Source organism: Anabaena sp. CCY 0017, assembly GCF_963920885.1.
Taxonomy (GTDB): Bacteria; Cyanobacteriota; Cyanobacteriia; order Cyanobacteriales; family Nostocaceae; genus Nodularia.
In genome coordinates this window covers 273,150-295,237 of the sequence record NZ_CAWUDG010000004.1, presented here as the reverse complement: position 1 = coordinate 295,237, position 22,088 = coordinate 273,150, and the positions used below count along the sequence as shown (strand labels likewise).

Genomic DNA, 22,088 nt, shown 5'->3' with positions numbered 1-22,088 from the left:
AATCGTTAATTTCATCAGTTATCGGTAAATTGATTGACTGCTGACGGCTGAAAGCTCAATTAATCTCTTTTGTACAATCCAAAATCGAAAATTTAAAATGAAGATTGCCATCGCTCAATTAAATCCCATAATTGGTGATTTGCCCGGTAATGCTCAAAAAATTCTGTCAGCAGCGCAAGAAGCAGCCGCTAAAGGTGCGCGTTTGTTATTAACACCAGAACTTTCTTTGTGTGGCTATCCTCCCAGGGATTTATTACTAAATCCTAGTTTTGTCGCAGCGATGGGGATGACATTAAAACAACTAGCGGCAGATTTACCACCTGATTTAGCTGTATTGGTCGGAACTGTTTGCCCAAATTTAAAAGCGCATACCACTGGCGGTAAAAGTTTATTTAATAGCATCGCTTTGTTAGCAGATGGCAAGGTAAAGCAAATCTTTCATAAGCGGCTTTTACCTACTTATGATGTATTTGATGAAAATCGTTATTTTGAACCAGGGTTAGAAGCTAGTTATTTCACCCTAGATAATCTTGATATTGGTGTAACTATTTGCGAAGATTTATGGAACGATGAAGACTTTTTAGGTAAACGTAGTTATGCAGTAAATCCTATTGCTGATTTAGCAATTTTGCGTGTTGATATAATTGTAAATTTATCTGCTTCACCCTACAGTGTTGGTAAGCAGCAGTATCGAGAATCTATGCTCAAACATAGTGCGGTACGTTTTGCCCAACCGATGATTTATACTAATCAAGTCGGGGGAAATGACGATTTAATTTTTGATGGTCGCAGTTTTGCGTTGAATCGTCAAGGTGAAATTGTCTGTCGTGCTAATGGTTTTGCCACTGATTTAGTAATAGTTGAATTTGATGAAGGACAGAAAGATTTACAGTTGGCTTCTGTCATACCTGCATATCAATCAGAATCAGAAGAAATTTGGCAGGCTTTGGTGTTGGGAGTCCGAGACTATGCCCAGAAATGCCGTTTTTCTAAAGTGGTACTGGGTTTAAGTGGGGGAATTGATTCGGCGTTAGTAGCAGCGATCGCATCCGTAGCCCTTGGTAAAGAAAATGTCCTCGGTGTCCTGATGCCTTCTCCCTACAGTTCATCACATTCTGTCAGTGATGCTTTGGCATTAGCAGAAAATTTGGGTATTGAAACCACTACCTTAAAGATAGGGGAATTAATGCAAGGGTTTGATCACACCTTAGCTGATTTGTTTGCGGGGACTGAATTTGGCATTGCTGAAGAAAATATCCAGTCCCGGATTCGCGGTAACTTATTGATGGCGATCGCTAACAAATTCGGTTATCTGCTATTATCCACTGGTAACAAGTCAGAAATGGCAGTAGGTTACTGCACCCTTTACGGCGATATGAATGGCGGGTTGGCTGTAATTGCTGATGTTCCCAAAACCCGTGTTTATTCACTTTGCCATTGGTTAAATCGTCAAAACGAAATCATTCCCCAAAATATTCTCACCAAACCACCAAGCGCTGAACTCAAACCCGGCCAAATAGACCAAGACTCTCTACCCGACTACGAGATTTTAGACGACATCTTGGAACATCTGATCCACAACCACCAATCAGCAGCCCAAATTGTCGCCGCAGGACATGATCCGGTAATTGTCAACCGAGTCATTCAGATGGTAGCGCGGGCTGAATTCAAACGCCGACAAGCACCCCCAGGATTAAAAATTACTGACCGCGCCTTTGGTACTGGTTGGCGAATGCCAATAGCCAGTAATTGGGCAGCTGTGAAAAATGCTTATCAGACTCAAACCACCCCTAGCCCTACATGATGCAGCTGGCGAACAAGATACCCAACCACAAATCAAATAAAGGTGATTAGTGGTAGGTGTAGCTGGCGAGTCTAAATCTCCCAACCGCCTTGATAACTGATAACTGATAACTGTTCACTGATTCAACCTCCTAGCTCCCGCAACATCCCATTTACCCGGTTCACTCCCGCCGAGTCATTTCGCCGTTGATACAAGTCGCGTGCTTTCCGCAGCACATTGTTGGCTTGTGCGGTTTGTCGTCGCTGTTTATACATGAGAGCCATAAACTCATAAGTTTGGGCGTTATTGGGATTCAGTTTAATGGCTTCTTCATAAGCCCATGTAGCGGCAGTAAAGTCTCCCAAACGGGCTTGAGTGATACCTAATCCCAAATAAGCATTCAAATTGTTACGGTTTAGCTGGATAGCACGACGATAAGATTCTTTCGCTCCCTTCGTGTCACCCAAATTAGCTTTAATGTAACCCACAGCGTAATGATAATCACCATTATTAGCATTAATGGCGATCGCGCGACGATAAGAGGCTAGAGCTGGTTGAAAATTTCCTTGTTGGGCATAGAGGTAGCCGATACCAGAATGGATTTTAGCGTTCCTTGGCTCGATTTTAGCGGCCTGTTGATAAATGGCGATCGCTCCATTATAGTCTCTAGCTGCCACCAGCCTCTGTCCTTCCTCAAAGAGTCTCTTTACTTGGGGGTTTTTGGTTTGCGCTATGAGTACCTGTGCTTGAGCCACCGAGGGGATGCTAACGGCACTAAATCCTAAGCACAGAACACCAACTACAAGTGATATGCGTTTGTACACAGTAAAATTCCTGAATTTTTAGAGGACTTTTTTTTTGTACATTAAAACAAAAATTTCGAGATTTGAAAACTGTATTGGTTTACTTTCACCAAATTGAAATAAATTGTCTATTCAGATACTTTTTCACAGCACAAAATCTCCTGCGTTTATAGTAAAGCACAGATTGATTATTATAAAGTATTCAGTATATCTCGCTAATCGATTTCTGTTTGGACAAAATGCCTTTTATTGAGAGTCATTTTATTACTGCCTTGCCCGCGAGACAAATATAGCAACCGCCAAGGTGGTTAGGACAGAGAGCAGAGAGATTTGGCACTCATCTGATAAAAGGGTTCTGAGCAACTACATTGATGTATGGGATCAATCTAAAATCTAAAATCCAAAATTGAGTAAAGGGGCTAACTTATGATTGTAACTACGACTGATGTGATTCAAGGTGCTATTATTGATTCATACTTGGGTATTGTGACGGCAGAAGTCGTTTACGGCAGTAATTTTATCCGCGATTTTTTTGCCAGCATTCGAGATGTTATCGGTGGTCGAACTGCTAGCTATGAGCGTTTATTTGAGCAGGGACAGCGCAAAGCTATCGAAGAATTAGAACAACGCGCCCAGCGTTTAGGCGCAGATGCTGTGATTGGAATTGAATTTGATACTGGCACAATCAATATTGATCAAAGCGGAGTTTTGTTACTGATTACAGCCACAGGTACTGCTGTAAAAATGCGTTAGTTTTGTTAATGGGATTTTCTTCCTAGCTAATGGGCAATGTCTTAGAGGTATTTTCAGGTAAATAGACAACGCGGTAGGGGCGCAAGGCCTTGCGCCCCTACGACTTCTTCAAAAAGAGTCTCAGATCCCTGACGAGAGTAGAAACCTAGGACTTACGCACTGTACAAATTAATCATGGTATGCTGTTACCCAAATAGCCAATTTCCGGCTTTGAACAATGATTATGTTGATAGTAAATATATCCGTGTGGTAGGGGTTTAGCAATGCTAAACCCCTACGAAATATGTACTTTTTAGCTTTATACATATTTCGTATTTATTGTCAATGCGTAACTCCTAAAGCAAGTAAAATTTGGATTCAAACAAGCTAAGAGTTATCCTGAGATTCTCTATGATGGTCATTTCTGTCACGTTTGAGATTTTCTTCTAAAGCCTGAATCTGTTCTCGACGGGCTTCCAATTCTAGAGAACGACGTGCTAAATCTTGATTTTGTAAAGTTAGGGATTGTCGCCAACCTTCAGCGCGTTCTGCTTCTTCTTGTAATTCAGCCGATGTCATACCAACACTAAGGAAAGTTTGTACTAAATTTAGTACCCAGTTGCTAGCATCTTCTAAACTTTCAATATCACCTGTAGGGGAAAGCGTCACTAAAACCAGCAAGTTCTCACTCATGGTAGTTCCTTTGTCCAACAAAATAAAACTTTCTTCTGGGATAACTACCCAAAGGTTTTGAGTTTCTTGACGTGCTAACAAGCGTAATTGATACTTGTCTAAAAATTCATTTTTATTTACTTGAGCTAGATATAGCATGGCGTTAGATTCAGATGTGAATTGCCAAAATATTTTGTAAGTTTAGACATTGACCGAATTTAAATATGCCGATTCTAGAATCCTGATAGAGACGTTTCATGGAACGTCTCTACATTATATTTTTGAGATGTCTATTGCACCTATAGTAAACTACTCAAGCGATCGCGCAAAATTTCGGCTTGTTTTTCAGCTTCTGCTAAAGACTCTCTTACCCCCTGAACCACATCGGCGGGGGCTTTATCCACAAACTTCGGATTGCTTAATCTTGCACTCAAAGACTTAGCCTCTGCTTCAGCTTTGTTGAGGGTTTTTTCCAGTTTGGCACGCAACGTAGCAATATCTACCACATCACCACTCAAAGGAATTACCACTTGTACAGTACCCACAACTCCAGAGATGGCATTTTCTGGTGCTGGGGATTGTTCTAATTTTGTTTGTGATATTTCTTTCTGAGACGTTGGGGGGAAAAACTTAGCCAAGAACTGTTGTCTAGCCTGCTGTTTGAGAACAATTTGGGCAACAAACCAAGACGCATAACCCAAACCAACTATTTCAAAGAATGTGCCAATAAAGGGAACTTCATACACTGCATTTCCCGTAACCAAACCGATCCGCACAAAGACCAGCACCGCGATAATTAAGCCAATTGTCTTCAAACCCCTCTGAGGTTTTTTCTCAGTAGATTGAGGGCTGTTAAACTCTGTTTCTGGCGTTTTTTGAACACCAGCACTTCGGCTGCGCTCAGTACAAGCAATAGTTAAAGTCTCCACCTTAGCTAAATCTTGAATATAATCCTGTCCAGCAGTGAGAATTTGCTGTTCTTGGGGATTCTCAGTTTGTAAATTAGCGGTAATTTTTGCCCCTGGCTTAATATCCGCCTCGGCGCGTAAATTCCGAATTGTGCGGATTGTGCCAATTAGTAATTCAAACTGTGCTTCTAATTCTGGATTAATCAGATTATTATCGACTTCAGGATAGGGTTGTAAAGCTAAAGTCTCTAAAGAATCGGCTGGTTGTTGGGTGAGAGTTTGCCAAATTTCCTCAGTAATGTGAGGCATTAAAGGATGCAGTAACTTTAAAATCCCTTCCAATACATAGCCCAGAATTTGTTGTGCTACCTGGCGCGATGCTGGGTCTGCATCTTTTTGTAACCGGGATTTAGCTAATTCAATATACCAGTCACAGAAATCACCCCAGATAAATTCATACAGACCTTTTGCGGCTTCTCCTAAACCGTAGTTGTCAATGTAATTACTCGTTTGGTTGATAACTTGATGATAACGGGAAAGAATCCAGCGATCGCTTAATTCTGTAGCAATTGGTTGACCGAGTTGTGCTGGGGTCTGTCCATCCAAATTCATCATCACAAACCGGGCTGCATTCCACAACTTATTGGCAAAGTTGCGCGAAGCTTCCACCGATGCAGACTCATCCTTTTTGCGGTCATATTCCAAGCGAATATTTTGACCCGCACCCGCAACTTCTTTAATTAAGGTATAGCGCAGTGCATCAGTTCCATATTTGTCAATTAATAACAGTGGGTCAATACCATTACCTTTAGTCTTCGACATTTTCTGACCATTTTCATCCAGCACTAACCCGTGGATGTAAACATCATTAAATGGCATTTTCCCAGTAAAGTGTCCGGCCATCATGGTCATTCTGGCAACCCAGAAAAAGATAATATCAAAGCCAGTGACTAAAGTACTATTAGGGTAATAAGTCGCTAAATCTGGAGTTTGTTCTGGCCAGCCCAAAGTAGAAAACGGCCAGAGTCCAGAAGAGAACCAAGTATCTAATACATCTGGGTCTTGTTCTAACTTGACATCTGCACCAAATCGTGATTTAGCTTTTTCCCAAGCGGACTCGGCGGATTTGGCAACTATAAACGGGGTATTGTCGGTAATTTGACCACCAGTTTCACTGACAGCATACCAAGCCGGAATTTGATGACCCCACCATAGTTGACGAGAGATACACCAATCTTTCAACTTGACTAACCAATCACGATAAACCTTAGTCCAGCGTTGGGGGACAAACTCCGGCGTATTTTGATTGTCGAGAAATTTTAAGGCTTTATCAGCCATCGGGCGAATTTTGACAAACCACTGAGTAGATAATAATGGTTCAACTGGGACTTTACCGCGATCGCTATAAGGAACGGTATGCTTATAATCCTCCACCTTCACCAGCACACCATCGGCTTCTAAACGAGAAACCACATTTTTTCGAGCTACAAAGCGGTCTTGTCCTTGGAACTCCCCAGCTTTATCATTGAGAGTCCCGTCCTTATTCATAATATTGATGGACGGCAAATTGTGACGCTTACCCATTTCAAAATCATTGGGATCATGGGCTGGAGTCACCTTTACACAACCAGTCCCAAATTTCGGGTCAACAAACTCATCACCAATAATGGGAATTTCCCGATTCATAATTGGCAGAGTTAGCGTTTTACCAATCAAATGTTTATATCTGTCATCATTGGGATTAACCGCCACACCCGTATCACCCAGCATAGTTTCTGGTCGAGTTGTCGCCACTTCTACAAACCCAGAATTATCACTGAGGGGATAGCGGAAATGCCAAAGATTCCCATCAACTTCTTGATTATCCACTTCCACATCAGACACTGCCGATTGAGAAGCGGGACACCAATTTACCAAATATTCGCCCCGATAAATTAATCCTGATTCATAGAGACTGACAAAAGCTTCCAGAACAGCTTGCGATAAACCTTCATCTAAAGTAAAGCGTTCCCGTGTCCAGTCAACCGAGACACCGAGGCGTTTTAACTGATTAACAATTGTACCTTCAGAATCGGCTTTCCATTGCCAAGCCCGTTCTAAGAATTGTTCGCGTCCCAGTTCGTAGCGAGTTTTACCTTCTTTTTTGAGTTGCTTTTCCAACATCGTATGAACGGCGATGCTGGCGTGGTCGGTTCCGGGAACCCAGAGGGTATTACGCCCTTTCATGCGGTGATAGCGGATGAGGGTATCGATTAAGGCGCTTTCAAAGGCGTGACCCATGTGCAAACTGCCGGTGACGTTGGGAGGGGGAATGACGATGCAGTAAGGTTCACCGGGGTGGTTGGGGTCAGCTTTGTAGACTTGGTTTTCTGACCAAAATTTTTGCCATTTGGCTTCGGTGGTGAATGCGTCGTAGAGGCTGGGGAGGTTGGTAATGTTTGCGGTCATGCTGGGAATACTAATTCTGGAAGGACTTTTATAAATTTTGCCATAGGGGAGGAGTGGGTTTGATGGAAAAAACGAACCGCCAAGTCGCCAAGTACGCCAAGAGAGGGGAGCCAAGTCAGGAAGTAGATGGGCTGGCTTATGCTGTGATTGGAGCAGCACTTGAGGTACATCAACTGTTGGGGCCTGGGTTTTTGGAGCAAGTGTATAAGGAGGCGTTGATTATCGAATTATTCAGGCGTGGAATACCTCATGAATTTGAAAAGCCTGTAACAGTAAATTACAAAGGACATGAAGTAGGTACAGGGAGATTAGATTTTTTGATAGCCAATTGTCTCATTGTGGAATTAAAAGCTGTCCAGAACCTAGCCCCAATACACGAAGCCCAAGTTCTCTCCTACCTAAAAATGACCAAACACCCACTCGCCCTCCTCATCAACTTTAACGTTCCCCTTCTCAAAGACGGCATCAAACGAATTATCCTCACCTCCTAACTCCTCCCTTGGCGTTCTTGGCGACTTGGCGGTTCGTTTTTTCCATCCACCCCCCGCAAAGCCAAAAGCGCCGAACCAAAAGCAGCCTCAGTATGCACCGAAGAAACCACAGACACCCCTAAAACCCCTTCCCGAATAGCACACCAAGCACTATTCCTAGCCCCCCCACCAGCCGTATAAACACGAGTTAACCTATCCGCCCCCATTTCCTGCAATAAAGCATACCCACGCCCCTCAATCCTAGCCATACCTTCCAACAACCCATGCAAAAACGCTACAGGATCATCAGGACGTGGTGATAATCGTGGTAGTAAATCGGGATCATTAATCGGAAAGCGATCGCCTGCCCGCAACAAAGGATAATAATCTAACCCACTGGCTGTAGTAGCATCAATCTCGCCACTCAACCTTTCCAACTCAGCCGCACTAAAAAATTGCTTTAGCACAGCCCCCCCAGTATTAGAAGCACCCCCAGTCAGCCATAAATTACCCAAGCGATGACTGTAGATACCGTATCGTGAATCCTCAACACGAGTCCGACTCAATAATTTGACTACCAACGTTGAACCCAAAGAAGTCACAGCTTCCCCTGGAGATTTAGCCCCGCTAGCCAAAAAAGCCGCAATACTATCAGTTGTCCCAGCACACACCAAACAATCAGCAGGAAAATTAAACTGAGTGGCAATTTCCTGGCGTAATTTGGCTATAGGAGTACCAGGAGTTAACACTTTTGGTAGCTGAATCGGTAATTGCAGTTTCTCTAGCCATGCTGGATATTTTAACTGCTCCACATCATAGCCCAGCTTCAAAGCGTTGTGATAATCGCTAATTCCCAAATAGCCATGTAGCAAAAATCCTAACCAATCAGCTTGATGCAGAAAATATCTCGCCTGACTAAAACTAGGTTGTTGCATCATCCACAACAATTTGGCTAGGCTAGAAGTAGCACTCAATACATTATGATGCGGTGGTGCAATATTTTTCAACTGCTCCAACACCACTGTTCCCCGTGCATCGTTGTACAGTAAAGGTGCATCCACAGGTTTACCAGCAGCATCAGTCAGCAGGACTGTGGATGAAGTACCATTAATAGCGATCGCCTTGACTTCTCGCCGCAAATTCTCAGGTATTTGTGCCAGTAGTGTAAATAAAGCCGTCTCCCAAACAGTGGCTAAGTCAGAATCAGCCTCATCTGGCCAAGAAGACTTAATTTGTGCCTCAGTACCAGCTTCATGATTAATCACTACACCCCTAACGCCAGAAGTACCGAAATCAATCCCCAAATAAAAATCCATAGTTTGATAAATTTTTTAATAATAGGTACTGCTAAATCACGGCTTATGTTGCATCTTGTAACAAGATATTCCACATTCTTGGCAAAACAGTGAAAAGTAGTAAACGAACGGTTCAATATTGATTTGAAGCTCAGGAGGGTTCCGACCATGCCTATCTCAGACACTCAAGTGTACATTGCTCTAGCTGTAGCCCTGATTCCAGGAATTCTGGCTTGGCGTTTAGCAACAGAACTTTATAAGTAACGCCACGTTCTAACATGGCGAGTGGGGCATATTAAACATCGCCCCACGCTCAAACAACAATCAGGCGATCGCCGCAGGGCGGAAGTCAAAAGTCAAAAAGCTTTTATTTTGGGATTTTGAAATGGTACGCCTATTTACGCCTGGCGGTGATAGCCCTGGTTGTTGTATTTATAGCAAAGCGCTGATTTTATCTTCAGCATTTTTTTGTGCAGACGCGATTAATCACATCGAAAAGATGTTGCACTGTGCCATAACAGACGAAAATATGGCGACTCAAAATATTTTATGAGTACAATAGGACACATCAGAATTTTCTAGACAGAGAAAAATCTGGGATAGGGACTCATCAGGAATTGACATAATCTTTTAAAAGAATAATAATTTGGCAACCAGGGTGCTGATGGCTGGATGCCGGCAGCTTTTAAATACCAGCTACTTACGTAGATTGAGTTAACTTTTAACTTTGAAGATACGTGTAGCAATTGGTAGAAAATGAAGTAATATGACAGCTAAATCAATTTTAATTCAGTGCCAGTGTGCTTTCTATGATGTTGCCATTTAATCAGTAAGGTTCTTTTAGCATAATGAACGCGAGTCAACCGTCTAGACCACCGCTACAACCTATACAAAAACGCCGGGCTGCTCCTCGACCAAAACGGCATCTTCGTCAACGTTCCTACCAGGTTATGGCCTTGGAAACCACAGCAAAAATAGCGGTTAACTTGGCGATCTCCACAGCAGCAGTATCTGCCTTGGTGCAACTTGTGTCTTATCACTCGACACAGCAAGAGAGACTACGAGAAGTCCGGACTGAAGTCAAGCTGATGGAAGAACGTGTCGAAAGTTTGCAGACCGAATTTAACCGTAATTTTGATCCCCATCAAGCTCACAGCATTAGACAACAGCAAGCCTATAGATTTGACCCTCATCAACTTCCTGTAGTATTCGTGAATCGAGATGGCAAGGAAGTGGAAGTATTAAAGTTATCACCCTAAGAACAATATTAAAAATTTATTTTATTCATTAGGGATACTCAAATTTACAATTAAAAATGCAGAATATTTTTTTGGCATTTTTAATTGTGAATTCCCTATTTTGCCAGTTAAATCCTAAAATGCCCATAAGTTATCTGACCACAATTTACTAATCGAGATTGTCAGGTAATAACAGTTCATTTAACCAATTTTCCAGTTGTAAGCGCAATCGATAACCAGACATATCCCTTTGGCGATCTAGTCTGGGTAGTTGAATCAGGGCGCGACGATAATCAGCGATCGCACAATTCCAATCACCCCATAAATGATAAGTTCTGCCCCGTTCTGCCCAAATATGACCTTCTAGCTGCCCGAAAAGCATTGCTACCTCAAAAGTCTCAATCGCCTCTTCGTATTGCGCCAAATCGCGTAAAGTAATCCCTCTGTTAATCCGCGCCCGGACATAACTAGGATTTAAATCAATGGCTTGGTCATAGTCAGCCAGCGCTGCGGCAAATTCTGCACGCGCTGCATGGTAATTGGCTCGATTGTTATAAGCACTGGTTAAATTGGGGTCTAATTGCAGTGCTGTGTTGTAATCACCCAAAGCTTTTGGCATTTCGCCATTTTGAAAATAAATTAAGCCCCGGTTGTTGTAATTAACGGGATTTTGGGGACGGCGAGCAATTAATTCGGTTAGTAAGGCGATCGCTTCAGTATAATCACCTTTTCGAGCTGAACTCAAAGCACAAGATCGTAAGTAGTCGTCCCCGAAAGCAGATCCACTGTTACCGTTATTTTCCTGCTCCTTAGCGTAAAAAGTAGTATTTGACACAAAATTGTATCTATGATTTTGGTAATTACCAGAAGCTAAAAATGGATGACTATTCATATTGTATTGCCTGAGCTACTTGCTCTTTCAAATCAAATTACAGTTTTCGTCGTGATGGTAGTTGCGCCCCTGTGTCAGTTAATTAGGTGTCTATAATTACTTTGATATCAGAATCAAGGCGGAATTTAAGCTCCTACACCAATAAGCGGAAAACTTTACTTTACTTAAACCATTAATGCTCGAATCTAATAATTAATACGTCACCCATAGGTTGAATTCCAGAAAGAATAAATATCAATCTTCAAGATTAAGCAAGTAGTGAGAGCAACAAATTGGTAGAATGCCAACAAGCCGTTGATTTAGCGGAAAGCCCCAAGTGAGTGCCTGGTCTGCGCTAACTCATGCTGTAGGCGACGGCAGAGGATTGCTGAGAAGCACACATCGTAATTTGTAAGTGTTGAGAAAATTTTTTATGACCACAGCCATTTCCTATCCAGATGCACCTGATTTAGCTGCTGACGATTATATAGTTATAGGTCTATCAACCTGCTTCATCAAAGAAGACGGCGAAGTTTTTCAAGTTGAAGTTGTAGAACCAATTCCTTCTGCGGCTTTAGAAGCCTTGTTAAAGGGTATTCCCACGTCTTATCACCTAGCTTGTGCAACCACCCTCGGATCTGTCCTAGATGGCGATACACCTCTGTTACCAGATGGCTTCCCAGATTCGACTCAGTTTGGAGAAGAATTCGCTTTCCGGGCGTTTGCGGCGGCTCGCACCTACAAGCGTCGTGAAATTGCCCAGTCTCTCATTCCCCTAGGTACAACCTACACTGATTTTCAATATTCCACTGAGCGTAAGCGGGTACTCAATGCTGCTAGAGTTGTCAGTAAAGAAGATAACGTGAAACAGCATTCCCACACTCACAAAGTTCTTTAATCTCAAATAATTATGTTGAAAGTTTACGGCGGCGCTCGTAGTCGAGCGTCCATTGTCCAGTGGTATCTGGAAGAGCTAGCAGTTCCCTAAGAATTTGTGATGTTGGATATGCAGGCGGGCGAACACAAGCAGCCTGAGTACCTGAAGATTAATCCACTAGCTAAAGTCCCAGCAATTGTGGATGGTGAGTTCCAGCTTTGGGAATCCGGGGCAATTATCCTGTATCTTGCTGATAAATATGGCAAAAACCCACTTTCACCAGAACAGAGAGGTATATTTTTCCAATGGGTCTTATTTGGGAATTCTACCCTGGCTACAGGGATCTTTGTGGAAGCAAATCGAGAGCGAGAAATGCCCCGTTTGTTAACTCCCTTGAATGAGATTTTTGAACGACAATCTTTTTTACTGGTGAAGAATTCACTGTTGCTGATGTAGCTGTGGGGTCTATCCTGGCTTACATCCCCATCATGCTCAAATTAGACCTGAGCGACTATCCAGGCGTGTTGAACTATATCAAGCGGATGTCTGAACGTCCAGCGTTTCAAAAAAGCATTGGCGGACAGCCTTAACTAATTGCTGGGCAATGCCCAGCAACTAATTACTAAATTTTCAAATTTTATGCTTTCTGCCGGAGACTTTTTAATTTACCAGCACCTAAAACAGCGCCCAGTGTAAAGAGAGCCACCGCAGAAGAAGGTTCAGGAATAGACACATCTTTAGGAAGGTCAGAGATAGAAGTAAAAAGCAGGAAACCAGAACCGTCCAACCCACCGCGCTCGGAAGGGATGAAGGTGTCAATAAAAGCCCCTGTCTGACCTTCATAGCGTAAAACTTGGTTGGTATTCAGGCTGCTAATGTAGAGGTTATTGTCGGGACCGAACACGGGCTTTACAGGGCCATCAAGTCCACCACTACCAGTAGCTACGAAGAAATCAATAAATTCTCCGGTAGTACCGTTGTAACGAGCAATATTGTCAGCAAGAAAGTTAGCAACGTATAGGTTCCCGTCTGGGCCAAAGTTCAAACCACCAGGAAAGGAACCAGTATCAGTTGTGGCAAAAGTATCGATAAATTCTCCGGTACTACCGTTATAACGCAGAACATTATTGGTGAAAACACTACTGACGTAGAGGTTGCCGTCTTCTGGCCCAAAACTCAAACCAAATGGGGGCAGAACTCCACCGCTACCAGAAGGAACAAAAGCATCGATAAATTCACCTGTTTGTCCGTCATAACGCAGAACGCTGTTTGTCTCTGTGCTACTAGTGCTACTGACATAGAGATTGCCATCAGGGCCAAAAACTAAATCTTGTGGTGCAACTAGCCCACCGCTACGAGGGGTGACAAAGGTATCAATGAATTCTCCGGTCTCACCGTTGTAACGCAGAACGCTATTATTTAAGATACTCAAAACATAAAGATTGTTATCTGTTCCTCTGGTGAAGCCAGTGGGGCCGTTTAGCCCACCACTACCAGAAGTGACAAAAACATCAACAAACTCTCCGGTTATGTCGTCATAGCGGAGAATGGAATTGTTATTAAAACTACCAACCAATAATGCAGCTTCAGCTTGCGGTGCTATACACCCAAAAACAGCGAGGGTGGCGAGTTGGAGACCCAACCGACAAAAATTAACAAATTTCATGATTATTTGGTAGATGATGGCGCAAACATCGACTAGACTATAGCGATGATCAGTCTTCCGAAGTACGTAGCAGCAGTGAGTAAACAGCTATTACATACGTATAGTTTGCGTACTTTCCCGTACTTAGACAAGGCAACTTTAGCCAGTTAATTTCAACTTAAGACTTTTGTAAACTGAACTTCGTCCAAGCAAAAAGAGCTAACTGTTGTCCAGAGAGACTTTCAACGTTTTGCCTGTAGTCTAGGGTAGACAAAATCTACCCTCTAAACTTTTCAACGATAATTGGTAAATTGCAAAGCTACAGGAAAATCTTCTTGTTTTACCCGTTGCATCACATCTTGTAAATCATCCTTAGCTTTAGCTGAAACCCTGACAGCATCACCTTGAATTGAGGCTTGGACTTTTTTGAACTCGTCGCGAATCAATTTGGAAATTTGTTTAGCAATTTCCTGACTGATACCTTTTTTGAGGGTGATTTCTTGACGGACACGATTACCGCTAGCTGATTCAACTTTGCCAAACTCAAAAATTTTCTGAGAAAGGTTACGCTTGGCGGCTTTTTCTCGGAGGATGGTGTGAACAGAATCTAAGGTAAACTCGCTGTCAGTGCTGACATTAATGCTTTCCTCTTTTAACTCTAGTGTAGTTTGAGTATCTTTGAGGTCGTAGCGACCTTTGATATCTCGCACAACTTGATCGATAGTATTCACTAATTCTTGTCGGTCAAAGTCGCTTACAATGTCAAAGGAATATGTAGAAGCCATAAACAATTTTAGATTTTAGATTTTAGATTTTAGATTGGAGAACCCCAGGGCGGAAGTTAAAAGTCAAAACTCCCTGCATGGGCGGGTTTATTGAGAATTTCGTTCCCTGACAGACTTGCTGCTTCAACCCGCCCCTACCCACTCTCCACTTTCTACTCAATTAGTAGCTTGGATAATGCTCAAGGTGATTAGAGTCGCAGAGCCAAGAGAGCCAATGGCAAACATTAGCGATCGCAATAAAGGTATATTCAAAATATAAAAAATTGAGTATAGCAAACGCGCCACAACAAAGGCGATCGCTGCTACTGTTGCTGTAGAAGAATCAACACCAGTAACATAAGCCATCAATGCTGCGGTGGCAAACAACATAAATGCTTCAAAGGAATTTTGATGCGCCCAGGTGGCTCTTTGAGCATAGGGGGGCAATTTATCAAACTTGGCGCGAGGAGTAGCTAGCGCCTCAAATCCAATCTGCACACGAGCATAAGCTACCAATAAAAATGGCAGATAAATCAGAACGGCAGCAGCAGCAATAGAATACAACAAAATAACAGACACAGGCAGTTGCGATCGCATGATTAAACCAATCAATAGTAGTTGTTAGTTAACTGTGATTAATAGGTAACAGGTAATTTGGCTAACCCAACTACCTATTACCAATTCGCAGTTTCCTATATCTATCATTACCTGGGCGAGGACTTACTGCACTTTAGTCAAAATAGAAAAGCGTTACCACTTTTCTTTGTTCTTCGGCATCTCCACAAGTTTGGAGCAGAGTCCGACTATCGTGAAATGCAAAACAAATCAGTTGCTGACAGCGAGAAACTATCTCCTTATTACAAATATAACTAGCTTCAGCTAAAGACAGATTATCATTACTGGGATTTTCCACCAGATGCATCACCTGCTCTAGTTGCTGGCGTGATTCCTGGGGCTGGCGTGACAAACTTTGGGGTAAAATCACCGTCAATAAATTGGGATCTGCCCGCATTGCTCCCTTAATGGCAGCTGAATTTGTACCTGTAGCTCCAGAGGTGATTACCCGATTCCCTGATAGAACCAGGGCGTAGGTCATCATTTCAATGAGATTCTGATGCGTAATTGGCACATGGCGAGAACCCAGCAAGGCGATTCGCTTAGAACCCGTTTGCTGGATGGTCGCCAGTTCCTGCGCTAATGTATCGAGTTTGGTAATATCTGTTGACTGGCTCAAAGAGGGGATGTAATCAGATTAAACAACCAAGCTATTCTACCAAACAGAGTGTAAGTGAGAAGCCAACTTGAGTTACATATTGCTACATTTTCCTGATGTTGGCTTCATTAACTGAATATCTAGGCTACACCAATTGATTCATTGACTTAGGCTTGGTAAGGGTATAACCGCTACTGTTGCCGTTTGTTATCAGGCGTGTGGGTGGTTAAGTTAATCTCCCGGCGGGAGTTAAGCCGAGTTTAGATAACAAGCGATCAATGTCAAAATGCTCAGTCATCAACTGGCGAATGCACTGAACTTTAATTGGTTCGTGTACTCGGACTTGAGCAAAAGTGCGCTCAATAATTTCCACAGTAGTGAGGGTATCTAAATCAACCGATAAAATGGGGATTTCTAGCTCTTCAGCCCGGTTGAGAATAAAAGCGGGTGGTGGGAGTTGTCCGGTCAAAATTAGGCATTGTGTAGAACTTTCTAGGGCGGCTTGTTGAATTTCCACGCGATCGCCTCCTGTGACTACGGCCATATTTCGGCGTTTGCGGAAATACTTCACAGCCGAATTGACATTCATCGCGCCAATTGCCAAACTCTCCACCATCAAATCCAGGCGATCGCGACGACAGAGAATGTCAGCATTTAACTGGTTGACCAGTTGACCAACGCTGACACTGCGTAGTAAGTCACTTTTCGGCAATGTTGCTAATACAGGAATGCCGTGCTTTTCTAAAAACGGACATAATTGAGCGTCAACTATTTCTAATTGTTCGGGAGGGATATCATTAATCACAACTCCTATCAAGCGATCGCCTACATATTGTTGAGCCGACAATAACGCATCAGCAGAACCCAGCGAATTATAACGAGCTACCAATAGCACAGCCGCATCTAATGCTTGGGACACCTGTAACAAAGACAAATCAAACAGATGACCTTGTGTCAAATCACCAGGCCCCTCTAGCAACACTAAATCTCCTTGGGAGATTTGCAAATATTGCTGTTTTAAGAGTTGCCGATAATCGGTTTTGTCTTCGCCTCGCCAGCGTTTTTGGACATTAATCTCATCCAAAGCCAGCATTGTGGCAGCCACACGGTTGGTCGGCAAGCCCAGACTATGGGCAATAAACTGGACATCTTCCTCAACTACGGTTTCGCCAGACGCACTAAAACAAGTGCCTAGCGGTTTACTGTAGGCAATATCTAGCCCTTTTTGCTGTAGCTGATGAGATAAACCCAAAACTGTAGCAGATTTACCACTATAAGTTTCGGTTGAGCCAATCAGCAAACATTTAGCAGATTTTGGCACAAATGCACTCCTAATTGCAAAAGGAAGTAGAACCAAGCTAGGTGTTTCCTAATTTTAGTTGGTTCCGGCAACAGGCTGGAGTGCTGACAAAGCAGAATTTGCCAAAATGTACTTTTTTTAGGTCTGTATTGATTTTGTTTATTCGTCTATACGTAATACTTTGCGGTAAAAAGCTTGGGGAAAATCAGTCAGGCGATGGCGCTTATGATTTTCCATCAGTTCAATTAAAAAACTCATAAATTCAAAACTTGCCATCATCACCTCATAGCTAAGTTCCGCATTCCCCTCAAACTGTATTCGGCAACGAGTTAAATCTGAAGGCAAGGTAGCAACATTCCAAGAGGCGACAAAGGGAATACTCTCACTAGCCTCAATTTTGCGATGTCCCTCCAAAATACCTTTTTGATAGAGACTCAGGGCTAGGGGTAAAAAATTACGCTTCGCACTTTGAACATAAGGTAAGTAAACGTTGGCTTGTTGTTGGCTGGCAGGCTGGAGTTGCTCAATAGACATCGTTGAATCTTCCTCAAGTTAGTTGATAATCATGGATATTAAGTTATTAGGACTTACGCATTGACAAGAAATACCAAATATGTATAACACTAAAAAGCACATATTTCGTAGGGGTTTAGCAATGCTAAACCCCTACCACACGGGTATATTTATCAACATAATTACTGTTCAAAGCGGGAAATTGGCTATTCTGGTAAAAGCATACCATGATTAATTTGTACAGTGCGTAAGTCCTAGTTATGAATATTGTTCCCTAAAAATGTGCATTGCTCACAGTCAGGTATTGGATTGGGTAAGGAGTGGAGACAAAGGTGGCATTATGAGTACATTGAAAGTGGGGACTTCCGCGAGGCGTTAAAATTTCGGTTACAATGGGGCTGCATTGGCTTTTAACTCAGAAGCTAGAGCAATAAAAGCAAAAATCTGCACTTTTAGGTGTTGGATCATGCGATCGCAGTTTTTATCTACAGCAAACTGCTTCTGCCTTGTACTTACTGTGCTGCAATCGGTGATTCATCTTAGCGGTTGTCATAGTCGGTGCAAATTGAGAGTTTGAATGTGGAATATCCTGCTATTTTCAGATGTATAACAATAACAATACTGGTTTTTAAATCAATTAACCTATGCCAGCGAATTCCTGGCTCGAAGACGATTATTACGACGAGCTTGACCAACTTAACTCCCTATTATCCGACCCATCGGCAGATGAGGAGGAGTCAGTGGTAGAGGTAGATCCCATGTCTCTGCCATCCCGGTTTCAAGGACGTAGACGCAAAGCCGCTCTGGTTTTAACTGTAGTTTGGAGCGGTACGATCGCTCTGCATTTAGCTTCTTGGGGTTCAATATTTATTCTAGGACTGACTACGCTCCTGGGATTCCACGCTTTAGTGGTGGTATTTGCTAGACCCCGGCGCTATAGCAAAGAAATGCAGGGAGATTTGCCCTCTGTATCTGTGTTAGTAGCAGCCAAAAACGAAGAAGCAGTTATTGGTAAATTAGTCAAGAATCTTTGTAGTCTAGAATATCCAGATGGGCAGTTTGAAGTTTGGATTATTGACGATAATAGCACCGATCAGACACCGCAGTTATTAGCGGAACTAGCCCAAAAATATGACCAACTCAAGGTTCTCAGGCGCTCTCCAGAAGCGAGTGGTGGCAAATCAGGAGCCTTGAATCAGGTATTGCCATTGACTAAGGGCGATATTGTGGCAGTGTTTGATGCTGATGCTCAAGTAGTACCAGACTTACTGCTACAGGTAGCACCTTTATTCCAACGTGAAAAGGTGGGGGCGGTGCAGGTGCGAAAAGCCATAGCCAACGCCAAGGAAAATTTCTGGACTCAGGGTCAAATGGCTGAAATGGCTTTAGATACCTGGTTTCAGCAACAACGTGTCTCCATCGGTGGGATTGGTGAACTGCGGGGAAATGGTCAATTTGTCCGGCGTACAGCCTTGGAAAGTTTTGGGGGATGGAATGAAGAAACCATCACCGATGATTTGGATATGACTTTGCGCCTACATCTTGACAAATGGGACATTGAATGTACATTATACCCAGCTGTGCAGGAAGAAGGGGTGACAAATGCGATCGCTCTTTGGCATCAGCGCAGTCGGTGGGCAGAAGGTGGGTATCAGCGCTATTTAGATTATTGGGATCTCATCCTCAAAAACCGTCTGGGTGTGCGGAAAACCTGGGATATGCTGATCTTTATGTTCACTATGTATATCCTACCTACGGCAGCAGTTCCAGATATATTAATGGCGATCGCTCGGCATCGTCTACCAATGTTAGGCCCCGTAACTACACTATCAGTCAGTATGTCTGTTGTGGGGATGTTTGCCGGTCTCAAGCGTATACGTCAAGATAAGGAATTTAATATTTCTACCTCTTTTCAATTACTGCTACAAACGCTGCGTGGCTCTTTATATATGTTGCACTGGTTGGTAGTCATGTGTGCTACCACTGCTCGGATGTCTGTCAGACCAAAGCGTTTGAAATGGATTAAAACCGTGCATTCGGGTAGCGGGGACTCATAAAATTAGCCCTGGCGACTAGAAGTCGCGGCTATACAAACAAAACCCGCACTATGGCTAACGCCACGCTACGCTAACGCCACGCTACGCTAACGGCAAGCTCAGTGACCACCTGCGCGGGTTAAAAACTAGTCCACGCAGGTGTACTTTGCTTGTGTAGTAGCGACTTCTAGTCGCCCTATACTTTTCTTCAAATCTTAAAATCCAAAGTTCAGAATTTATTCTCAATTTTGGATTTTTTTTCGAGAAAAATGTTGTCTGTGCCGTCGGCAGGATTTTTCAGTAGCCCTTTATACTCTTGTTCTCTTGCCCTTTGCACGCGTTGTTTTTTTCTCTTCTTTTGTCACCTCGTGGCGACTCGAATTTTTTGGCAGAAATATTGGGCAAGAGTCAATGATTAATCATCATCTATTTCTGGTTCATCCAAGCCCTCAGATGTAGCCATAGATTCAGGCGAATCTATTCCATCGTCTGTAAAGCGGATAACTTGACCATTGAAGAAATCCGCTAGACGCTTGGCGGCGATCGCCACTTCATCAGTTTCCCATTCAGCCAAAGGTCTTTGTGTTTGTTGCGGGGGTAAGGTTTGCACCCTATTTGCACTCGTCGTTGATTCGGTTTTGGCTGGTGTTGCTACTGGTGTTGGTGTTGGTGTAACTGGCGTAGCTGGTGCAAAGGATTGAATTTGCTGATTATAGTTGGGTGCTGGTGGTTGCTGAACAGGAGGAGGATTTTGTGATGAAACTGGTGGGCTATCCCCATTTACAGCAGCAATTTTGGATTTATTGGGTACTAAGCTTACCGTCACCTTGTGTTGGCAAACTTTCATAAAGGCAACTTCAATATCAGTTATTTGTTTCTTCATCGACGGTTTTACCAAATTTGGAGGCATTCCCACCTCAGCCATACCGTGGTTGAAGTTTAATAGCCGTCCATGTTCCTTAAACAAGGCTTTACTTAAGGGATTTTCCAGATATTCAAGCACTTGCTGCCAAACTTGAGTTAAGTCATACCCTGATTGTGTAGTAACTTCTTGTGGTGCAGGTTCACTATTTACAGGTGCGGGTGCTTGAGTTTGAGGTTCTGGTGTGGTTGGGGTTGGATGAACCGGATTGTGATGTGTCGGCTGAGGTGCAGATACTGGGTTAACCGTCTGATTGTGATTTGTGGGCTGAGGTGCAGATACTGGGTTAACCGTCTGATTGTGATGTGTAGGCTGAGGTTGTGCAGCAGCAACTGGGTAATAATTTGGAGCTACAGCAGGCGTATTTACTCGCTGAGGTGTGCTTGCAGCTTGGGTTTGAACATTTGCACTCGGCAATAATCCTAGTAGTGTTACTTCCAACCATAAGCGTGGCTGGGTGGTATTTTTAATTTGCACTTCTGCTGTGCGTAGGTGTTGCTGTCCCCGCAAAATTGTACTCATGTCGAATTTTTGGGACAATTCCAGCAACGCTGTCCAGGTTTGCTGAGTACAAGTCACTAAATCCTGGCGATTAGCTGCTGTTTGTGCTATGAGCAAATCTCTGTATAAGGCGGCGAGATTTTGCAGAATAATTAGCGGTTCTCGTCCACTATCGAGGATTTTCCGGCTACAATCTAAAACTCCTTCTGCTTGATTGTGAGCGATCGCATTCAATAAGGCAATTAAGTCTTGTTCACTCACCGAACCGACTAAATCCCACACTTTATCTGGTGTGACTTCACCCACAGTCAAAGCTAATTGATCCAGTAGACTTTCTGCGTCTCGCAATCCTCCCTGAGCAATTTGACCGATTAAAGTTACAGCATCAGCAGTAATATTAATATTTTCTTTAGAGGCGATCGCACTTAAATGATTAACCATCGCCTCTAACTGAATACGTCTAAAATCAAATCTTTGGCAGCGTGAAATAATCGTTGGTAAGACTCGCTGCGGGTCTGTTGTCGCTAAAACAAAAACTACGTGCTTTGGCGGCTCTTCGAGTGTTTTTAATAACGCATTGAATGCCGCCGTACTGAGCATATGACATTCATCGACCACGTAAACCTTGTAGCGACACTGTACAGGGGCAAACTGCGCCTTTTCAATTAACTCACGGATATTATCTACACCAGTGTTACTAGCAGCATCAATTTCTATCACATCGAGAGAATAGCCCTTAGTAATGCCTTGACAAACATCACACACTCCACAGGGTTCAGCAGTGGGTTGGTCACTGTTGAGACAATTTAAAGATTTAGCCAGAATCCGGGCGCTAGAAGTCTTACCCGTGCCTCTGGGGCCTGTAAACAAATAGGCAGGGGCAATTTTAGCAGTGTGGATCGCGTTGGTGAGGGTAGTAGCGATCGCCTCTTGTCCCACCAGTTCAGCAAAACTCTTGGGGCGATACTTGTGGTGGAGCGGTTCGTAAGACATGGATGGAAGACTTCAGTGCCTTTCAACTTTGGTTAGCAGCACCCAGTCAAATTTGGGATGTCACTATTTTAAGCTTTTGTACAGGAGTTATGTATGTGTCATAT

At 43.1% G+C, this 22,088-nt stretch carries 20 protein-coding genes and 1 pseudogene; 9 read left to right on the top strand and 12 right to left on the bottom strand.

Annotated features, from left to right (window positions below; translation table 11 throughout):
- Positions 1-97 precede the first annotated feature (97 nt).
- A complete protein-coding gene (locus ACM0OW_RS07665; protein WP_414549428.1) occupies positions 98-1,804 on the top strand; it encodes an NAD+ synthase in 1,707 nt (568 codons plus the stop codon).
- Positions 1,805-1,926: 122 nt separating this feature from the next.
- Here ACM0OW_RS07665 and ACM0OW_RS07660 read toward each other — a convergent pair whose 3' ends face one another.
- Positions 1,927-2,607 (bottom strand): tetratricopeptide repeat protein, encoded by a 681-nt coding sequence (locus tag ACM0OW_RS07660; protein WP_414549427.1) that lies wholly within the window; start codon positions 2,605-2,607, stop codon positions 1,927-1,929.
- 405 nt (positions 2,608-3,012) lie between these two features.
- Here ACM0OW_RS07660 and ACM0OW_RS07655 point away from each other — a divergent pair, with 405 nt between their 5' ends.
- Complete coding sequence (locus tag ACM0OW_RS07655; protein ID WP_414549426.1) at positions 3,013-3,339, top strand: YbjQ family protein; 327 nt, start codon at positions 3,013-3,015, stop codon at positions 3,337-3,339.
- Positions 3,340-3,705: 366 nt separating this feature from the next.
- Here the strand turns inward: ACM0OW_RS07655 and ACM0OW_RS07650 are convergent, their stop codons facing one another.
- Both ACM0OW_RS07650 and ACM0OW_RS07645 read right to left on the bottom strand, forming a co-directional pair.
- Positions 3,706-4,149 (bottom strand): hypothetical protein, encoded by a 444-nt coding sequence (locus ACM0OW_RS07650; protein WP_414549425.1) that lies wholly within the window; start codon positions 4,147-4,149, stop codon positions 3,706-3,708.
- 140 nt (positions 4,150-4,289) lie between these two features.
- Positions 4,290-7,346 carry a valine--tRNA ligase gene (locus tag ACM0OW_RS07645; RefSeq protein WP_414549424.1) on the bottom strand — a complete coding sequence of 1,019 codons (3,057 nt, stop codon included), beginning with the start codon at positions 7,344-7,346 and terminating at the stop codon, positions 4,290-4,292.
- A 62-nt stretch (positions 7,347-7,408) separates the two neighbouring features.
- On the opposite strand from ACM0OW_RS07645, the gene ACM0OW_RS07640 reads away from it, so the two are divergent.
- Positions 7,409-7,837 (top strand): GxxExxY protein, encoded by a 429-nt coding sequence (locus ACM0OW_RS07640; RefSeq protein WP_414549423.1) that lies wholly within the window; start codon positions 7,409-7,411, stop codon positions 7,835-7,837.
- Here ACM0OW_RS07640 and ACM0OW_RS07635 read toward each other — a convergent pair.
- Positions 7,834-9,132 (bottom strand): FGGY-family carbohydrate kinase, encoded by a 1,299-nt coding sequence (locus ACM0OW_RS07635; protein ID WP_414549422.1) that lies wholly within the window; start codon positions 9,130-9,132, stop codon positions 7,834-7,836. The genes ACM0OW_RS07640 and ACM0OW_RS07635 overlap by 4 nt on opposite strands.
- 147 nt (positions 9,133-9,279) lie before the next feature.
- Here ACM0OW_RS07635 and psaM point away from each other — a divergent pair, with 147 nt between their 5' ends.
- The 3 genes from psaM to ACM0OW_RS07620 all read left to right on the top strand — a co-directional run bounded on the left by psaM (position 9,280) and on the right by ACM0OW_RS07620 (position 10,370).
- Complete coding sequence (psaM, locus tag ACM0OW_RS07630; protein ID WP_006196319.1) at positions 9,280-9,375, top strand: photosystem I reaction center subunit XII; 96 nt, start codon at positions 9,280-9,282, stop codon at positions 9,373-9,375.
- 121 nt (positions 9,376-9,496) lie between these two features.
- A complete protein-coding gene (locus tag ACM0OW_RS07625) occupies positions 9,497-9,664 on the top strand; it encodes a hypothetical protein (protein ID WP_414549421.1) in 168 nt (55 codons plus the stop codon).
- A gap of 295 nt (positions 9,665-9,959) precedes the next feature.
- Positions 9,960-10,370 carry a hypothetical protein gene (locus ACM0OW_RS07620; protein ID WP_414549420.1) on the top strand — a complete coding sequence of 137 codons (411 nt, stop codon included), beginning with the start codon at positions 9,960-9,962 and terminating at the stop codon, positions 10,368-10,370.
- Positions 10,371-10,518: 148 nt separating this feature from the next.
- On the opposite strand, the gene ACM0OW_RS07615 is transcribed toward ACM0OW_RS07620, so the two are convergent.
- Positions 10,519-11,241 carry a tetratricopeptide repeat protein gene (locus tag ACM0OW_RS07615; protein ID WP_414549419.1) on the bottom strand — a complete coding sequence of 241 codons (723 nt, stop codon included), beginning with the start codon at positions 11,239-11,241 and terminating at the stop codon, positions 10,519-10,521.
- Between the two features lie 412 nt (positions 11,242-11,653).
- On the opposite strand from ACM0OW_RS07615, the gene ACM0OW_RS07610 reads away from it, so the two are divergent.
- Positions 11,654-12,118, top strand: a complete 465-nt coding sequence (locus tag ACM0OW_RS07610) for a hypothetical protein (RefSeq protein WP_414549418.1) — start codon at positions 11,654-11,656, stop codon at positions 12,116-12,118.
- A gap of 12 nt (positions 12,119-12,130) precedes the next feature.
- Positions 12,131-12,687, top strand: a pseudogene (locus ACM0OW_RS07605) (glutathione S-transferase family protein).
- A gap of 47 nt (positions 12,688-12,734) precedes the next feature.
- On the opposite strand, the gene ACM0OW_RS07600 reads toward ACM0OW_RS07605, so the two are convergent.
- The 6 genes from ACM0OW_RS07600 to ebsA all read right to left on the bottom strand — a co-directional run bounded on the left by ACM0OW_RS07600 (position 12,735) and on the right by ebsA (position 17,553).
- Positions 12,735-13,763: an SMP-30/gluconolactonase/LRE family protein gene (locus ACM0OW_RS07600; RefSeq protein ID WP_414549417.1), complete on the bottom strand. Its 1,029-nt coding sequence runs from the start codon at positions 13,761-13,763 to the stop codon at positions 12,735-12,737.
- A 272-nt stretch (positions 13,764-14,035) separates the two neighbouring features.
- Positions 14,036-14,527 carry a YajQ family cyclic di-GMP-binding protein gene (locus ACM0OW_RS07595; RefSeq protein WP_006196312.1) on the bottom strand — a complete coding sequence of 164 codons (492 nt, stop codon included), beginning with the start codon at positions 14,525-14,527 and terminating at the stop codon, positions 14,036-14,038.
- A gap of 156 nt (positions 14,528-14,683) precedes the next feature.
- On the bottom strand, positions 14,684-15,103 hold the full coding sequence (locus tag ACM0OW_RS07590; RefSeq protein ID WP_414549416.1) for an MAPEG family protein: 420 nt from the start codon (positions 15,101-15,103) through the stop codon (positions 14,684-14,686).
- 133 nt (positions 15,104-15,236) lie between these two features.
- The gene (locus ACM0OW_RS07585; protein ID WP_193999362.1) at positions 15,237-15,740 is read right to left on the bottom strand and encodes a DNA recombination-mediator protein A; all 504 of its coding nucleotides are present in this window, start codon (positions 15,738-15,740) and stop codon (positions 15,237-15,239) included.
- A 205-nt stretch (positions 15,741-15,945) separates the two neighbouring features.
- Positions 15,946-17,040, bottom strand: a complete 1,095-nt coding sequence (locus ACM0OW_RS07580; protein WP_414549415.1) for a phosphotransacetylase family protein — start codon at positions 17,038-17,040, stop codon at positions 15,946-15,948.
- Positions 17,041-17,178: 138 nt separating this feature from the next.
- Complete coding sequence (gene ebsA / locus ACM0OW_RS07575) at positions 17,179-17,553, bottom strand: type IV pilus biogenesis protein EbsA (RefSeq protein WP_414549414.1); 375 nt, start codon at positions 17,551-17,553, stop codon at positions 17,179-17,181.
- A 623-nt stretch (positions 17,554-18,176) separates the two neighbouring features.
- Between ebsA and ACM0OW_RS07570 the strand changes: the two genes are divergently transcribed.
- Positions 18,177-19,589 carry a glycosyltransferase gene (locus ACM0OW_RS07570; protein ID WP_414549413.1) on the top strand — a complete coding sequence of 471 codons (1,413 nt, stop codon included), beginning with the start codon at positions 18,177-18,179 and terminating at the stop codon, positions 19,587-19,589.
- Between the two features lie 394 nt (positions 19,590-19,983).
- Here ACM0OW_RS07570 and ACM0OW_RS07565 read toward each other — a convergent pair whose 3' ends face one another.
- Positions 19,984-21,984, bottom strand: coding sequence for a DNA polymerase III subunit gamma/tau (locus ACM0OW_RS07565; protein ID WP_414549412.1), 2,001 nt, complete (start codon positions 21,982-21,984; stop codon positions 19,984-19,986).
- Positions 21,985-22,088 lie beyond the last annotated feature (104 nt).

Excerpts from the sequence above, each read along its gene's own strand:
- psaM (WP_006196319.1), top strand. The coding sequence starts at position 9,280 with ATGCCTATCTCAGACACTCAAGTGTACATTGCTCTAGCTGTAGCCCTG.
- ACM0OW_RS07565 (WP_414549412.1), bottom strand. The coding sequence starts at position 21,984 with ATGTCTTACGAACCGCTCCACCACAAGTATCGCCCCAAGAGTTTTGCT.
- ACM0OW_RS07610 (WP_414549418.1), top strand. The coding sequence starts at position 11,654 with ATGACCACAGCCATTTCCTATCCAGATGCACCTGATTTAGCTGCTGAC.
- ACM0OW_RS07640 (WP_414549423.1), top strand. The coding sequence starts at position 7,409 with ATGGAAAAAACGAACCGCCAAGTCGCCAAGTACGCCAAGAGAGGGGAG.
- ACM0OW_RS07615 (WP_414549419.1), bottom strand. The coding sequence starts at position 11,241 with ATGAATAGTCATCCATTTTTAGCTTCTGGTAATTACCAAAATCATAGA.
- ACM0OW_RS07655 (WP_414549426.1), top strand. The coding sequence starts at position 3,013 with ATGATTGTAACTACGACTGATGTGATTCAAGGTGCTATTATTGATTCA.
- ACM0OW_RS07590 (WP_414549416.1), bottom strand. The coding sequence starts at position 15,103 with ATGCGATCGCAACTGCCTGTGTCTGTTATTTTGTTGTATTCTATTGCT.
- ACM0OW_RS07570 (WP_414549413.1), top strand. The coding sequence starts at position 18,177 with ATGCCAGCGAATTCCTGGCTCGAAGACGATTATTACGACGAGCTTGAC.
- ACM0OW_RS07645 (WP_414549424.1), bottom strand. The coding sequence starts at position 7,346 with ATGACCGCAAACATTACCAACCTCCCCAGCCTCTACGACGCATTCACC.
- ACM0OW_RS07620 (WP_414549420.1), top strand. The coding sequence starts at position 9,960 with ATGAACGCGAGTCAACCGTCTAGACCACCGCTACAACCTATACAAAAA.
- ACM0OW_RS07650 (WP_414549425.1), bottom strand. The coding sequence starts at position 4,149 with ATGCTATATCTAGCTCAAGTAAATAAAAATGAATTTTTAGACAAGTAT.
- ACM0OW_RS07635 (WP_414549422.1), bottom strand. The coding sequence starts at position 9,132 with ATGGATTTTTATTTGGGGATTGATTTCGGTACTTCTGGCGTTAGGGGT.
- ACM0OW_RS07665 (WP_414549428.1), top strand. The coding sequence starts at position 98 with ATGAAGATTGCCATCGCTCAATTAAATCCCATAATTGGTGATTTGCCC.
- ACM0OW_RS07600 (WP_414549417.1), bottom strand. The coding sequence starts at position 13,763 with ATGAAATTTGTTAATTTTTGTCGGTTGGGTCTCCAACTCGCCACCCTC.
- ebsA (WP_414549414.1), bottom strand. The coding sequence starts at position 17,553 with ATGTCTATTGAGCAACTCCAGCCTGCCAGCCAACAACAAGCCAACGTT.
- ACM0OW_RS07595 (WP_006196312.1), bottom strand. The coding sequence starts at position 14,527 with ATGGCTTCTACATATTCCTTTGACATTGTAAGCGACTTTGACCGACAA.
- ACM0OW_RS07625 (WP_414549421.1), top strand. The coding sequence starts at position 9,497 with ATGGTACGCCTATTTACGCCTGGCGGTGATAGCCCTGGTTGTTGTATT.